Annotated in this window: 12 protein-coding genes and 2 pseudogenes; 5 read left to right on the top strand and 9 right to left on the bottom strand. The window is 55.3% G+C overall.

The annotated features are described in order from the left end of the window. Positions 1 to 4: 4 nt before the first annotated feature. The gene (gene hpxD, locus JGC47_RS00570; RefSeq protein ID WP_004160966.1) at positions 5 to 1039 is read right to left on the bottom strand and encodes a molybdenum cofactor-independent xanthine hydroxylase subunit HpxD; all 1035 of its coding nucleotides are present in this window, start codon (positions 1037 to 1039) and stop codon (positions 5 to 7) included. 121 nt (positions 1040 to 1160) lie between these two features. Between hpxD and JGC47_RS00565 the strand changes: the two genes are divergently transcribed. Beyond that, positions 1161 to 2075: a LysR family transcriptional regulator gene (locus JGC47_RS00565; protein WP_004160968.1), complete on the top strand. Its 915-nt coding sequence runs from the start codon at positions 1161 to 1163 to the stop codon at positions 2073 to 2075. A 31-nt stretch (positions 2076 to 2106) separates the two neighbouring features. Here the strand turns inward: JGC47_RS00565 and JGC47_RS00560 are convergent, their stop codons facing one another. From JGC47_RS00560 to JGC47_RS00530, 5 genes and pseudogenes are all read right to left on the bottom strand, one after another. After that, the gene (locus JGC47_RS00560) at positions 2107 to 2961 is read right to left on the bottom strand and encodes an alpha/beta hydrolase (RefSeq protein ID WP_004160971.1); all 855 of its coding nucleotides are present in this window, start codon (positions 2959 to 2961) and stop codon (positions 2107 to 2109) included. A 423-nt stretch (positions 2962 to 3384) separates the two neighbouring features. Continuing rightward, complete coding sequence (locus tag JGC47_RS00555; protein ID WP_004160973.1) at positions 3385 to 3882, bottom strand: TIGR00645 family protein; 498 nt, start codon at positions 3880 to 3882, stop codon at positions 3385 to 3387. A 454-nt stretch (positions 3883 to 4336) separates the two neighbouring features. After that, positions 4337 to 5077 carry an ankyrin repeat domain-containing protein gene (locus JGC47_RS00550; RefSeq protein ID WP_004160975.1) on the bottom strand — a complete coding sequence of 247 codons (741 nt, stop codon included), beginning with the start codon at positions 5075 to 5077 and terminating at the stop codon, positions 4337 to 4339. After that, a pseudogene (locus tag JGC47_RS17915) lies at positions 5074 to 6571 on the bottom strand (DUF8093 domain-containing protein). The gene JGC47_RS00550 and the pseudogene JGC47_RS17915 overlap by 4 nt, the downstream one beginning before the upstream one ends. Positions 6572 to 6928: 357 nt before the next feature. Next, positions 6929 to 7261, bottom strand: a complete 333-nt coding sequence (locus tag JGC47_RS00530; RefSeq protein ID WP_004160985.1) for a helix-turn-helix domain-containing protein — start codon at positions 7259 to 7261, stop codon at positions 6929 to 6931. Between the two features lie 214 nt (positions 7262 to 7475). Between JGC47_RS00530 and JGC47_RS00525 the strand changes: the two are divergent. Together JGC47_RS00525 and JGC47_RS00520 are read left to right on the top strand one after the other, a co-directional pair. After that, positions 7476 to 7580: pseudogene (locus JGC47_RS00525) on the top strand (LysR family transcriptional regulator); the annotation flags it as partial. Between the two features lie 59 nt (positions 7581 to 7639). Continuing rightward, positions 7640 to 8374, top strand: a complete 735-nt coding sequence (locus tag JGC47_RS00520) for a LysR substrate-binding domain-containing protein (protein WP_004160989.1) — start codon at positions 7640 to 7642, stop codon at positions 8372 to 8374. Here the strand turns inward: JGC47_RS00520 and JGC47_RS00515 are convergent. Then, a complete protein-coding gene (locus tag JGC47_RS00515; RefSeq protein WP_004160991.1) occupies positions 8371 to 9273 on the bottom strand; it encodes a siderophore-interacting protein in 903 nt (300 codons plus the stop codon). The two genes, JGC47_RS00520 and JGC47_RS00515, sit on opposite strands and share 4 nt — an antisense overlap. Before the next feature lie 185 nt (positions 9274 to 9458). Between JGC47_RS00515 and JGC47_RS00510 the strand changes: the two genes are divergently transcribed. Then, complete coding sequence (locus JGC47_RS00510) at positions 9459 to 10586, top strand: GNAT family N-acetyltransferase (protein ID WP_004160993.1); 1128 nt, start codon at positions 9459 to 9461, stop codon at positions 10584 to 10586. Positions 10587 to 10609: 23 nt separating this feature from the next. Here JGC47_RS00510 and JGC47_RS00505 read toward each other — a convergent pair whose 3' ends face one another. Further along, the gene (locus tag JGC47_RS00505; RefSeq protein ID WP_004160995.1) at positions 10610 to 12442 is read right to left on the bottom strand and encodes an ABC transporter ATP-binding protein; all 1833 of its coding nucleotides are present in this window, start codon (positions 12440 to 12442) and stop codon (positions 10610 to 10612) included. Positions 12443 to 12675: 233 nt separating this feature from the next. Between JGC47_RS00505 and JGC47_RS00500 the strand changes: the two genes are divergently transcribed. Further along, on the top strand, positions 12676 to 14220 hold the full coding sequence (locus tag JGC47_RS00500; RefSeq protein WP_004160998.1) for a methyl-accepting chemotaxis protein: 1545 nt from the start codon (positions 12676 to 12678) through the stop codon (positions 14218 to 14220). Between the two features lie 72 nt (positions 14221 to 14292). Here JGC47_RS00500 and JGC47_RS00495 read toward each other — a convergent pair whose 3' ends face one another. Continuing rightward, on the bottom strand, positions 14293 to 15309 hold the full coding sequence (locus tag JGC47_RS00495; protein ID WP_004161000.1) for an SMP-30/gluconolactonase/LRE family protein: 1017 nt from the start codon (positions 15307 to 15309) through the stop codon (positions 14293 to 14295). Positions 15310 to 15319: the final 10 nt, after the last annotated feature.

Raw genomic sequence — 15319 nt, 5'->3', positions numbered from 1 at the left:
CCCCCTAAACGAGGAAGAAGTCGCCAAAGCCCTGTTTTTTCAAGCCACGGCGGTAAGCTATAGAACTGCGATCGGCAGGAATATGAGCTTCCAGGGTTAAATCGAGCGGCAGCCGCTCCGGGCGCTGGCTCTCCACCATCAGCCTGTCCTCTTCAAATACCCGGTGGTTAAACGCATGCACTTCCTCTGGCGGAATGTGCAGATCAAAGTTGCGCGCTATCGGCGCAAACAGCCGGGTTTTGCGCGCCGAGACCGGCGAAGCCGCATTCATAATCACCAGCTTCTCCTGCTGCGGGAAATGGATTGTCAAGGTAGCGGTAAACGGCAAATGCATCTCGAAATGGCGCAGCCACTGAAACCCTTCCGGCGCCTGGCGTTCGGAGTCGGCAGAATAGTTACTGACTGAACTCCAGTAGTCGACGCTGAAACCGTACGGGGTTTCTACCGGGTTATACGGCGGCACCGCCTGATTTTCCGCGTCAGCGAAAGTTTCCGTATGGATCCACGCAAAATGCGCCACATCAAGAAAGCCTTCCACCTGACGCCCGGCAAATCCGGCCACGTCAAAATGCGGGCAGACAATCTGCTGGAAACCGGCATCTTCCCAGTGCGGCATCACCGGCAGCGGCGGCACGGCCCCTTCTGCTGCTGCCAGACAGACCCAGATCAGCCCGTAGCGCTCCTCGCTGGCATAAGTCAGCAGATGCAGCTTCGCCGGGATGGCCTGCTCGGGGCTGGACGGGATGCGATTACAGCGGCCGCCTTCGCCAAAGCGCAAACCGTGGTAGGGGCAGATAATCCCTGCCTGGTCATGGAAGCCCAGCGTCAGCGGCACGCCACGATGCGGGCAGACGTCACGCGCCACCACCACCTGGCCATCAATGCGGTAAATCACCAGCGGCTCATCCAGCAGTACCGCCTTTACCGGCGCCTGGCCGATATCAGCGGCCAGCGCAACCGGGTGCCAGTAGCCTGCCAGACGTTCCCAGTCATCCGGTTCAAAGGTGCAGTGCGGCGGCGGCGTGATGTTGGCTTTCATGGTAATCACCTGGGTTATCCGGCGGTTGTTATCGTTAAGGACATTGTGAATACTTTGAGGTGTTGCAGTCCATCAGAGATAATGCACTTACCCTTTGCAAAAATTCGTACAGGAGCAGGCCGTGGATCCCTTCTCACGTTTTTCCCACTACTTCGCTGCGGTCGCCACCAGCGGCAGCCTGCGTAAGGCGGCGGAGCAGCTGCATGTCTCTGCCTCGGCGATAAACCGGCAAATTTTGCTGGCGGAGGAGATGATGGGCGCCCCGCTGTTTGAACGGCTGCCCGCCGGGCTTAAAATGACCACCGCCGGAGAAATGTTGTATGACGATATCCGCCGCTGGAACAGGGAATTTCGCCGCACCCGACAGCGCTTTGATGAACTACAGGGGCTGAAGCGCGGCCACGTCAGCGTGGCGCTGATTGCTGCGCTAAATGAAGGCGTGGTGGTGGATGCACTTGCCGGGGTGGCGCGGACTTATCCGTGGCTGACCTTCGACCTGGCGGTACATGACAGCCAGACTGTGGTTGGCCGGGTGGCCAGCGCCGAGGTTGATTTTGGCCTGCTGCTGGATCCGGTAGCGCACAGCGGGCTGGAAGTGCGGGCATTCTGTGAAATGCCGATTGGCGTAGCGATGCCTGCCGATCACCCGCTGGCGCAGCAGCCGTCGCTCTCCTTTGGCCAAATCAGCGAAAACCGTCATATTATGCCAACGGCACCGCTGATGGTGCAAGAACGCACTGCCATGCTTTACGCACGACACGGCATAACGCCTCAGGCCACCATTTGCTGTAACGATATTCGCTTGATCACATCGCTGGTTTGCGCCGGATCCGGTCTGGCGGTGCTCAGTCTGCTGGACGTCCGTCAGGAGGTGGCCAGCGGTGAGTTGGCGTTTGTGCCGCTGCAGGGTCAGGCGGTGCGTCCACTCACCCTTGCGCTGTGCGTGGCCCCTAAACGTCAGCTGTCACGCGCCGCCCAGGTGGTCATCCAGCATTTGAGCCAGGTATTGGAAAGTCTTGCAGAGGAACAGGGGTAACGTCACGGCAGCGCTACCGCCAGGCAGCTGTTTAAGCACGCGCCGCCAGCCAAACCGCATAGGCTTCATCCCAGATGGCGGCTGGCGATCCTGCCTTGCCCAGGCCGAATCCGTGACCGCCCTGAGAAATACGGATCATCTGTACCGACACGCCCTTACGACGGCAGGTGTCCTGCATAATGACGCTGTTTTCCGGGTTGGAAGTGGGATCGTCCTCTGCCTGAGCAACAAACAGCGGTGGAAAGACGCGGGTAACATAATTCTGTACCGACCAGTACGCCTCGTCTGCCGGGGCCGGATGATCGCCCACCAGCGATAAATGGGTATGGGTATGGGAGTAAGGGGGTTCAAGCGTGATCACCGGATAGATCAGACCAACGCTGTTGGCTTTCGGCACCAGCCGATCGATGGCATCATGCGGCGGATATGAGGCAAAATCTGGCCGTGCGGCGGCCATGCCCAGCAGGTGACCACCGGCCGAAAAACCGAGCAGATGGACGTTTCCCTCTATTGAACGCACCAGACGTATCGCCCGCTGCGCATCCTGTAACGATACGCGATTGCCATCGTGCCATTTTTCACCGGGCAAGCGATAGCTAAGCACATAGGCGGTAAAGCCTTTGTTGTTGAGCCAGCGCGCCACCGGCCACCCTTCTCGTCCCATACCGATCCAGCGATATCCCCCTCCGGCAGCGATCAATACCGCTTTACCGTTTGGCGTTTCCGGCACAAAACGTTGAATGCAGGGCGTGACGATATTGGACCAGGATCCGTTGGCGGAAATACGCAGCGCACCGTCTGGCCCGCCACCACCCGGCGGCTTATCGGGCCACAGCGGGAAACAGTCCTGGCGGGCAAACAGATTATCAGTCTTCATGGCGAACATTAACGCGCCGGTTCCCATTAATATCCGACGGCGACTAATCATGGTGCATGTTGTGGATCTCAACAGGGATCGAGGATTGAATGCTGAGCAATGCAGAAGGGCCCAGTGGCGCGATAGTAAGCATTAGCACTTAAAAATGCTACTTCTGTCACACTTTTTTGGAAGATTATCTGCGCCGCCGTCCTTCGGTGGGTGCGGTAAATCTCACCGTACCCGACTCAACATGACAACAGCCGGGGCGTTACTTTTCCTGACGAGTCGCACGGAACAGGATCTCGTTGATATCAACGTCTTCAGGCTGGCTGGTGCCGGAACACGAGATAATGCGGAATCACAGCGAGGGAAATGACAGAGAGCACGGCTGACGGGTGAAGCTGCAATCATCCAGCCTGGCGGCCTGGATCGCACCAGGCCACCGGGCTGTTATAACTTGTCTTTACGCGACATGCGGTCCAGATAGCCCATGACAAACGCCGACAGCACAAACGTCAGGTGAATGATCACATACCACAGCAGCTTGTTATCGGGGATATTGCGCGCATCCATAAACACCCGCAGCAGGTGAATGGAGGAGATGGCGACAATCGACGCCGCGACTTTATTTTTCAACGAGCCGGAATCCATCTTGCCCAGCCAGTTAAGCTTTTCTTTATGCTCGGCAAGATCCAGCTTGGAAACAAAGTTCTCATAGCCTGAAAGCATTACCATCACCAGCAGACCACCGACCAGCGTCAGATCGATCATCGACAGCAGCACCAGTACCATATCGTTTTCAGCCATGCTCACCACGTGCGGCAGCAGATGAAATACCTCCTGAAAAAACTTAATGCCCAACGCCAGCAGTCCCAGTGACAGCCCAAGGTAAATTGGCGCCAGCAGCCAGCGCGAGGCATAAATCAGGTTTTCAACAAAACGTTCCATAGCATCCACGTCACTCTTCAACAGGGCGCACAGTATACCCGAAGGTCACAGAATTTTTTCAACAGGACGAAGGTTAAAGCGTGGGATCGGATGATTTTCACACGATGACAGCATCAGCAGTATCGTCTTGATGGTGCTATTGGACGCACTGCCGATCGTCGAACCCAATAATAAAATGACTTATCGCCAGCCGTCAGTTCTGAATCGGCTGACCCTGCTTTTGCAGCGCCTACGGGGTAGTCAGATATATGACGTTGTACACCGGGACATTCGTCAGGAATGGATAAGACAGGTCGATTCTATTTATCACACAAGTCATGTAGGTCTTATACTTTATATCTAAATAATTTTTATCAGAATTAAAAACTTTACGACCACCCCTTATCGGGAAGGAGGACCTTACCCCCCCGATCCAAAAATCTGTATCTTGACTGGTTTTTTTATATCGCCAGAGCTAATCACCCCCAATGGAGTCTCTTATTGAAACTAACGATTTTATATATTCATTTCCTTTATCTCCTTTAGAAATTTCATTATTGATTAATGAAATGAAATCATCGTTAAACCTGTCCTTAATTAATGGACTCGCTCCGTTTGATAACAAAAGCTTTATGTGTTCTATCTTACCAGAATATAGCGCATTTATTAATGGTGTTCTTTTTAGTGAATCTTGTATATTTAGATTGGCTCTGTAGTCAATTAAAATCTTTAATGTCTCAGTATTCATAGCATTAAAGCTTTCGAATATAATTGGCTCATGATGAACGTTATCCCTGGCATCTGGCGATAACCCTCCATCAAGAAGCGCTTTTATCCAAATCCCTTTATCCGCCTGCATCATGGTTTCTGCCGGACTGCCTGGCATATTGGGCTGTGGCTGTAAGGGATCTGCCCCTGCTTTAACCAGTTCGGTTATTATCCGAAGTCTCTCCGGCGTGGCCTGATCGTACAGTGAACTGCTTATTGCCCAGAACAGCAGGGTCATCGATGCTTTCGCCGGCCGGTTTAGCTCTTCTGCGCTCATTTCAGGCAAAATTTTTCTTATCTCATCTTGGTCTCCTTTTTCAATTCCCTTTGCCAGAGCCAACTGCTTTCCTTCGAAATAATCCTGCGCGTTTAAATCCATACCTTTTTTACACCCCTGCACCATCAATGCTGAAAGTAATATCGTGATTGCGATTAATATTCTTTTCATATGCGGCCCCTGATTGTGGCAATATCCTCGTCTTTCTGACCTTCAATACAATCAATTGCCTGGTCAATGCCGTGCCTGTCGAGTAATGACCCCTTTCCTCCCGGCAGGGAGTGTTTCATCCCCACGGCATCCGGAATTGTTGCAGATAAGCCTTCTTTTGCCGACAGTACACTGAGGTTGCCATCGACACTCTTGTAATCTTCTGACAGATTTACTTCCTGTATTTTCGTCAACAGCTCACCCTCTACCCGATAAGCCTGTATGTTTTTAGCGCTGCCAACAAGGGTGCCACCTTATTTCTCCACCGTGCCTGCATTCATCCCTGCTGCATTGAATGTCCATGCCGCTTTCCCACTGGCAATAGAAGCAGCAGAAGCCATACCGCCACCAAGCGAGTGACCTGATATATCTATTCCATTTGGTGAATTAGATAATTTCATCCCTATTTTTACAGCCCTTCTATAATAATCAGAATCAAATCCGCCCCCCTGGTTAATATTATTAGTCCAATCATTGATATTTTTAATTCCAGAGTAATCCCCTTCGAATAGCACTTTCTTTGCGATATCTCCAACGCCAGCCGAAAGCTCCGGCGCTCTCGATCCCCTGAATACCAGCGTAGGATTCATCTCTGAGCCAAATATCGATCTATCCGGTGAACAGACCCGCGCAAAAAAGTCCGGGTTTTCTGACCGGTCGTAAAGCATATCAGGATCAATGTCAATTTTTGATAAGGCATTGTTATCATTGCTGATATCAGTCCAGCCCTCAGGAACGTCCGGCATCGATTTCAGGGCGTTTATGGGATTGCCCTTAACGCCGTAGATATTCTGGGCCAGCTTCGCTTTTTCAACGGCAATATTGTTCTCTGCCAGCCTCCGTGCGGCGATCATCGCATCCGGGTAAACGCTACGGCTTCCCCGATCGATCAGGTATTTCCGCTCCTGCCACCGCTCCGCCTTGGTCATCGGGCGCATGCTGTCCACTGTCGCCACCACGGTGGCCGCTACAGTAGCTATCGCCTGCTGTAATGGAGATTCCTTCGTCAAATTCTGTCGAGAGGGAAGCATGGTTGGCCTGGGGCGCCTGGCGTAACGGCTGACCATTTCTTCATAGCGCCTGATGATGCGCGATATTGGGTACATCGCAGGAAGGTAGCTTCCCGGATAACGTTGTAATTTTCCTTTTTCATCAATATAAAAACGGGTGCTTCAACGGCGACCAAACGGCGAAAACCTCATCAATCGCCAGCAGGCTGCCGCGATCAATTTCATCGAAGACTTGCCTCTTCACGCCGGCGTTCTCGGCGAAGCCCGGGACATCTCTGCCCGACTGCCTTTTGCGCATGATGTTATAGCGACTGCAAATCGACATCTGCGCAGCGCCACCGAACAGATAGCTGCGGTCAAGTTCACTGCGTACGTTTGCCGGGCTGATAATGCGTGAAAAGTTCTCAGGCTCCGTATTTTCGAAGGAAAAAAATATCAGTTTCATGCTTTCCCTGTTCTCCTTGCATGCATTCAGTCACGTCATGATTGCAGCTATCAGGTATTCCGGTTACATCGAAATGGTGATGTTGATTACAGGCTGGAGCCACAATGATCCCGCTTGCCACTGGCGATGGCGTGCCCGATCTGAAGCAACTGCTGCCGCCTGTGCTTTATCCACCTGGCCAACCGATCTTCTTTTGACGCGATCAAATAAGCTCTGATGAGCTTTTCTCACCACACGATCGCGTTCAGATCGCCGCATATTTTTACCGCATCACATGCAGGTTAAACTGCACACTAATTTACAAAGTGAAGAGTGCTGTTGCAAGGAGTGTCAAACTGATACGCTTTGCCGGCTAACTCAGTGAAACTGGCGGTGCCGGATGCGGTAATCGCGCGGGGTAATGTGGAAATGTTTTTTGAACACCCGCTGGAAACACTGCTGGGAAGAGAAGCCGAGATCCATGGAGATAGCCATAATCGTTTTGCTCGAACTCACCAGGCATTGCGCGGCCTGTTCAAGGCGGCGGCCGCGAATAAAGGTCGCCAGAGTGATGCCCTTCTGCGCTTTAAAGGCGCGTTGCAGATGCCATTTCGAATAGCCCGATTTCGCCGCAACCGCTTCAATATCAGGCCCTTCTTCAATATGGCATTCGATCCAGTCTACGATGACATCGACAATGTCGTTTTTCATTTTTCTACTCCGCGATAAAAGGCGTTACCCGCCCGGCTCCCGCCTGAACGGCACTGCTGGTTTTTTATTTTATTGATTTAATCAGGCTAAATCAGACATGAAAAAAAAGTCACAAAATATCAATAAAACGTAGAAGGGATGTTAGTAGAGGCTTTAAAATAGTTCAAATAGATAATATTCATCTTCTGTCATAGACCGGAGCTATATCTTAGCAATGATGGACCTCAACCTGGTACGCGTGTTTGTTGCTATTTATGAAACCCGCAGCGTCAGCGGGGCGGCCGCACGTCTGTTTATCACCCAACCCTCTGCCAGCTACGCCTTAGCCCGACTGCGGGCAGAGACAGGCAACGAGCTGTTTAAACGCAGCCGTAAGGGATGCTGGCAACACCGACCGCCAGCCAGCTGTATGACGTATTCAAGAAATCACTTAGCGGGATTGAAAAGGCGGTGGCGGATACGCGTCACTTTTCCCCGGACAGATCCTTTCACCCATTTCGTCTTGCCCTTTCCGACCTCGGCGAACTTTTGCTGCTGCCCCGGCTGGTCAGGCACCTGCGCAACGTGGCCCCTAACGTGCAGCTGGAAGTGATCCCGGTATCGATGCATAAAATGGACGAATGGCTGCTGACCGGTCATGTTGATGCCGCGATCTGTAGCCGCAATGAACGCATTTCGCTGGCGCAGCGCGACCGCATTATGGATGAGCGCTATGTCTGCCTGCTGAACTGCCAGCATCCGCGTATCGGCGCAACCCTGTCGCTGGCCGCCTGGCTGGCTGAACAGCACATTAAGGTGGCAGCCAGCAGCGGGCATTACATGGTGGAAGAGCGGATTAAAGAGTACGGCTTTGAGCGCCGTATTGCCCTGGAAGTGCCGCATTTCGCGGCGCTGGGCGAACTGATTGCCAGCAGCGAACTGCTGGTATTGCTGCCTTTCAGCGCGGCCAGGGTTTACGCCGCACGCGGCAATGGCCGCATCGTCGAGCTGCCGTTTGCGCTGCCAAACCTGGAGATTTATCTGTATGGCCACCCGGAGATTGGCGATATCACCGCCAAAACCTGGTTCTACAACACGCTGAAAAGCGCCTGCCCACTATTGACGGAACCTTAGCATTTACGCCGGGGGCCACGGCTCCAGTAAGCCATAAAGCTGACGCATTCAGCAGACAGGCCGCGCTCGCCAATCAGATAGCGGCGCACCTGTTTCACCGCGCTGGACTCGGCTGCCACCCAACCGTGGAAACAGGTATCCGCCCCGGCGGCACGGTCCCAAAGCAGATCGTCCTCGTTGCCCTCTGACAGCTGCTGGCGCTCTCTTGCCGCCGCTGGCAGTTCGGCATACTGTTTCACCGCATTCAGCATCGCCTCACCGTGTGCTGCGCCACTTTCGTCACGCGGCAGCCAGTGAACTTCAGCAAAGCGGTAATGGCTGAGATCGATACAGTCAGCGCGTTTTGGCAGCTCAATAAACATCTGTAGCGGCGGTGGATTACGCCATTGCGCCAGCTGTTCGAGAATGGCTTTTGCCGCCGGGAACGCCGTTTCATCAGCAACAACCAGCGCCCGCTCAACGTTGCGGTGCGGGTTCCACTCGTAGCCGCCGCTGTCCGTTGTGCAAGCAAGGTTGGGGGCAATTATCTGTAAGGGATCGCCCGGCTGCGCGGCCAGCGCCCAGGCGGATGCCGGCCCTTCCGTGCCGTGCATCACAAACTCAACTTCGCACTCGCCGGCTTCGACATTGACCCGGCGCAGAGTGTAAGTACGCGCAACAGGGCGGATATCTGCCGGCATGGCGCAAACGGTTTCCCACCATGACTTTTCGCCGCTCAGTGACGATGGCGTACCGTTGCGCGAGGGGAACAGCAGCTTGATGCGCTGATCTGGCGCGTCCATCTTCATCTGACGCACGTCATCACCGCTGAACACACAGCACAGCATCGAAGGAGAAAGCACCTGCTTACGCGCCAGCACTACGTTGAATAAGCGATACTCCTGAACATCCGCCATCATTCCGCCTTTTAAATCTGAAAGCCCTGCACGTCCTGCAACGCGCCTGAGGGGGCAAAGAATAGCAAAGCCAAATGATAATGAGAATGAGAATGAGGACTCTTTACCGTGATAATCGAGAACGCATTGATCCGCGGGCGAAAAACGTTCACCTTAGCGTTTTACTGTGACAGATGCGGAGCACACCGATGTCCCTGACCCTCCTGACGCGGCTGGCCGATATTCCGGCCAGCCAATGGGACGCCCTGACCCCAAACGATCAGCCTTTCTTACGCCATGCCTTTCTGCGTACGCTGGAGGAGAGTGGCTCCGTGGGCCGCGCCAGCGGCTGGCAGCCGCAGCACCTGCTGTGGATCGCGGATGGTATCGTGCGGGCGGCGCTGCCCGGCTACGCGAAAAGCCATTCGATGGGCGAGTACGTGTTCGATCACGGCTGGGCGGAAGCCTGCCAGCGGGCCGGAGTACCCTATTATCCAAAATGGCTGTCGGCGGTTCCCTTCAGCCCGGTGAGCGGAGCACGGCTGCTGGGCGACGATGTCGCCGCTGCACAGCTGTTGCAGGCGCTGCCAGGTTTTCTGCAAGCAAACCAGCTGCACAGTGCGCACATAAACTTCAGCGATCGGCGCGTGCACCAGCTGTTGCAGCAGGATCGGCGCTGGCTGCTGCGTGTTGGCTGCCAGTACCACTGGCACAATCGCGGCTACCGCGACTTTCAGGACTTTCTTGATGCCCTCACCTCACGCAAGCGCAAACAGCTACGTAAAGAGCGCCAGCGGGTGGCCAGCCAGGGCGTGGCGTTTATCTGCTATCAGGGGGATGAACTGAGTGAAGCGCAGTGGGATTTTATCTACGCCTGTTATGCCAATACTTACCATGTGCGCGGTCGCCAGCCTTATCTCACCCGGCGGTTCTTCAGCCTGCTGGCAGAGCGGATGCCCGCCGCCATCCGGGTAGTCATCGCCCGCCGTCAGGGCCGCCCGCTGGCGATGGCTTACAGCCTGGTGGACGGCGATACGTTGTATGGCCGCTATTGGGGGTGCCTGGAAGAGTCTGATAGCCTGCATTTTGAGACCTGTTTTTACCAGGGCATAGAATATGCTATCGCGCAGCGGCTGGCGCATTTCGATGCCGGCGCACAGGGCGAACATAAGCTGATCCGTGGTTTCGAACCGCTACTGACCGAGTCCTGGCATCTGCTGCGCCATCAGGGCCTGCACCAGGCGGTCGCCGGGCTGCTGGCCCAGGAGCGTGATGGCATCCGCGCCTGGGCGCAAGAGGCGCGAGACGCACTGCCTTATCGCCTGTCATCACCGTGATGACATCATGCCCGGTCAGCAGATCACGCCTCGCCGACAAAACCGCCGGTCTGATGCCGCCACAGGCGCGCATACAGCCCGCCACGCGCCAGCAGTTCGCTGTGGCTGCCGATTTCAGCAATCCTGCCCTGCTCCAGCACCACCAGCCTGTCCATACGTGCGATGGTGGAGAGGCGGTGCGCGATGGCGATCACCGTTTTGTCGCCCATCAGGTTTTCCAGGCTCTCCTGGATCGCCGCTTCCACTTCAGAATCCAGCGCCGACGTTGCTTCATCCATGATCAGAATCGGGGCATCTTTCAACAGCACGCGGGCAATGGCAATACGCTGGCGCTGGCCGCCGGAAAGCTTCACCCCGCGCTCACCAACGTGGGCATCCAGCCCGGTACGGCCCTGTGAATCGGACAGCAGCGGAATAAACTCATCTGCTTTCGCCCGGTGGATCGCCTGCTGTAGCTCATCTTCGCTGGCGTGCGGACGGCCATACAGCAGGTTGTCACGAATCGAGCGGTGCAGCAGTGAGGTGTCCTGAGTGATCATGCCAATCTGCGCACGCAAGCTTTCCTGACTGACGCCGGCAATGTTCTGCCCGTCGATCAGAATGCGCCCGCCATTCAGGTCGTAAAGCCGCAGCAGCAGATTGACCAGCGTCGATTTGCCGGCGCCGGATGGGCCGATTAACCCGATCTTTTCACCGGGCCGGATGGTCAGTTGCAGGTTATCAATTACCGTACGTTCGCCGCCGTAATTGAAGTCAACGGCGTCAAAATGAATTTCGCCCTTTTCTACCCGCAGCGCCGGTGCCTGGTCTTTATCGCTGACGTTGATCGGCTGGGCGATAGTTTGCAGGCCATCCTGCACCATGCCGATATTCTCGAAGATGCCGTTCACCACCCACATAATCCAGCCGGACATGTTGACGATGCGGATCACCAGCCCGGTTGCCAGCGCAATGGCCCCCACGCTAAGCAGTGACTGAGTCCACAACCACAGCGCCAGCCCGGTGGTGCTGATAATCAGCAGGCCGTTTAGCGTGGTGATCACCACGTCCATGCCGGTAACCATCCGCCCCTGATCGCGGGTTTTTATCGTCTGATCGTCAATCGCCTCACGCGCGTTCTGGCGTTCCAGGTCACTATGGGCAAACAGTTTCAGGGTGGAGATATTGGTGTAGCCATCAACAATGAAGCCCATCAGGCGCGAACGGGAATCGGAAGAGGCGACCGATCGCGCTTTCACGCGCGGCACAAAGTAGCGCAAACTGAGAAGGTAGCCAACGATCCAGATAAGCAGCGGGATGGTCAGTCGCCAGTCTGCCTCGGCAAACAGCACCAGAGTGGTGACGGCATAGATCAGTACATGCCACAGGGCATCCACCGCCTGCACCGCCGAGTCGCGCAAGGCATTGCCGGTTTGCATAATGCGCTGCGCGATACGCCCGGCAAAGTCGTTCTGGAAGAAGTTCAGGCTCTGACGCAGCACGTAGTTGTGATGCTGCCAGCGGATCATGCTGGTCATGCCGGGATTAATCGCCTGGTGAACCAACAGATCGTGCAGGCCGATAAACAGCGGCCGCAGCAGCAGCGCCACCGCCGCCATCCACAGCAGTTCGCCGCCGTGGTCGCTGAAAAAGGTCACGGCGGGACTGGCGTTCACCAGGTCGATAATACGGCTAAGGTAGCGGAACAGCGCCACTTCAATTAACGATGCAATCAGCCCGATGACCAGCAGCAGCGCGAAGCCCGGCCAAACCTGGCGCAGATAAAACAGATAAAATGCCCAGACGCGGTTCGGCGGCGTGGCGGCCGGGGCATCCTTGAAGATGTCGATAATCCTTTCTAAACGGCGATACGGCATAAAGCAGGCTCACTTGCAGGTCAGTAAACCTGTAGTTTAGTGCATCAGTGACTACATCAACGTCGACCGGCATCACGGTGGAAAAAAAGTTGCCACTGTAATAGTCATCAATGCCACTATTTCTGCCGGACAACGCGCCGTGCTGACCACATGAAAATAACTTTCAACACCTCCCTGTTTCTTCGTCGCAAAGTGCCGATAGTCTTTTTTTTACACAGCTAATCTGGTTAAACATGAAAATATCGACCCGCCTGATAGCAGGTTATTCCCTGCTCATTTTTATCTTTATCCTCTGCTCCGCCATCGCATGGAGCGGGCTGAACAGGGCGCGTGACGGCATGGATGAAGTGGTAAACCATCATATGAAAAAAGTGCTACTGGCCAATGAAATGGGCACCGCCCTGAGGAATATGTTGGTCGAAGTCAGGAATATGGCGCTTTTCACTGACCAGCAGGCAATTGAAGCAGAGGGACAGCGCTTTCAGCTACAAAGGTCAGTCTATTTGCAAAAGCGCGATGCGCTTGCCGCTATGATTAAGGCACAGGCTGCGCCAGAAGAGCTGGCATTGCTCGGCCGGGTGAATGATAACGAGAAGGCAGCGCTGTCCGCGCTGGAAAACGCAGCGCGCATGGGGCAGCAGCAGCAGCTAAAGGGATTTGCTGACTATCTGACCCAGGTGGTCAGGCCCCCTCAACAGATTTTGGTCGCCAGCCTGAATAGCCTGACGCAGCTGCAAACCAAAGCGGCTGAAGATAAAGCGCAAGCAGATGGCGCGGCCGTTAACCACATTCTGCTGTTGCTAAGCGCGCTGAACTTGCTGTCCGTGGCAGCAGCCGTCTGTATCTGTCTGCTTACCGTGCGGGTGCTGATGCGCCAGCTGGGGGGCGAGCCACGGCAGGCGCAGCAACTGGCCGCCGCAATTGCCGATGGCGATCTGACCTCCTCGATCGTATTACGCCATCACCACAGCAGCAGCCTGCTGGCCTCGCTGGACGTGATGCAGGCACGCCTGCGCAGCCTGGTGTCTCAGGTTAAAGACGCTTCTGCATCCGTCGCGCTTGCTTCAGACGAAATAGCCCAGGGCAATACTGAGCTTTCATCACGTACCGAGCAGCAGGCGGCGGCGTTACAGCAAACCGCAGCCAGTATGGAGCAGCTGACCGCAACGGTGAAAAGCAATGCCGCCGGGGCGCAACAGACGGCGCACTCGGCCCGTGAAACCGCCGTTGCAGCACGCAGCGGCGAGGCTAAAGTAGAGCGTATGACGCAAACCATGCAAGACATTTCCCTGAGCGCAGTGAAAGTACGCGATATTATCAGCGTGATCGAAGGGATTGCCTTTCAGACCAATATTCTGGCGCTGAATGCTGCCGTCGAAGCGGCGCGCGCGGGCGAGCAGGGGCGCGGGTTTGCGGTAGTCGCGGGTGAGGTCAGAACGCTGGCGCAGCGCAGCGCCGTAGCGGCAAAAGAGATCAAACAGTTGATTGAGAGGACGGTCGCACAGGTAGAAGAAGGTGCCAGCGCTGCCCAGGGTACCGGGCAAAGCATGATGAACATTGTGGCCAGGGTGGGCGAGCTGGCCGCCGCCATGGATGAAATCGCCCTTTCCTCCTCAGAGCAGATGCAGGGCATCTCGCAGATCAGCGTGGCGGTCAGTCAGATGGACGGCGTGACGCAGAACAACGCGGCGCTGGTGGAAGAGTCGTCTTCGGCTTCGCAAGCTCTTTCCGGGCAGGCACATGCCTTACGCGGCATGGTGGAACGCTTCAGCGTGTAAACGTCGGCTGTTACGCCAATCAAGACGGCCTGTCTGACCGCTGGCCGTCTTGTGTTTTATGTCGCCAGCTGACTATTTCGCCGCCGTATCTGCCCCTTTGACCCGCACCGGAATACGCAGTACCTGGTTGGTCGCGGTCACATACATCCAGTTCCGGTTCTGCGCATCGGTGCACAACGCCAGGTTCGCGGTCGCCTTCGCGGGGATGAGTATTTTCCCCAAACGCTTTCCTGCCGGCGAGAATACCTGAACGCCATCCCCGCTGCTGGTCCAGACATTGCCATTGGCATCCACCTTAATGCCGTCGGGAACGCCCGGTGAGATCTCGGCAAATACCCGACCTTCTCCGGTCTGCTGCGCACTGACCGGATAAACCATAATGCGGTGTTTTAGCGATGTGTTGTTAACATCGTGCGCACGCTGCGTGTCAGACACGTAAAGCAGCTTGCCGTCCGGGGAGAAGGCCAGCCCGTTGGGAGTATATAATTCAGGCGTGTTCATCTTCGTCAGCTTTTTTGCTGCCGGGTCATAGCGATAAACGAATTCCCCTTCCAGCTCCGGCTTCCCTTTGCCGCCACCCTCTTTCTTACTCAGAAGGCCAAATTTAGGGTCAGTGAACCAGACAGCACCGTCCCGGGCCACCACCACATCATTCGGGCTGTGGAAGCGCTTACCTTGCCATTCGCCAATCAAAGTTACCCAGCGACCATCGTGTTCACGACGCAGCACGGCCCGTTGTTCGTGGGAAGCCGCGATAACTCTTCCTTCTGCGTCAACGGCATGACCATTCTGATGATCCGCCGGAGCAAGCCAGGTTTTCAGGCCGTGTTTCTCTGACCAGCTCAGCACCTCATTGCGGATCACGTCGCTATAAATAAGCGTGTCAGGCGCGATACACGCCGGCCCTTCAGCCCATTGCGCGTTATCAGCGATTTTCTGTACAAGGGGATGCTGACCAATAAGGTCGTAAAATCCGGGCTGCCCGGCAATCAGCTTAATTTCCGTATCACTTGCCATGCTGTTGGCTGAATTAAGCAGCATGAGGCTGCCAATGGCGCCCAATAAAAAGGGTTTGCAGCAAAAAGACATCTCAGTCACT

Origin of the sequence: Erwinia amylovora, assembly GCF_017161565.1 — a bacterium.
GTDB lineage: Bacteria > Pseudomonadota > Gammaproteobacteria > Enterobacterales > Enterobacteriaceae > Erwinia > Erwinia amylovora.
This window is presented reverse-complemented; position numbering and strand designations above follow the sequence as displayed.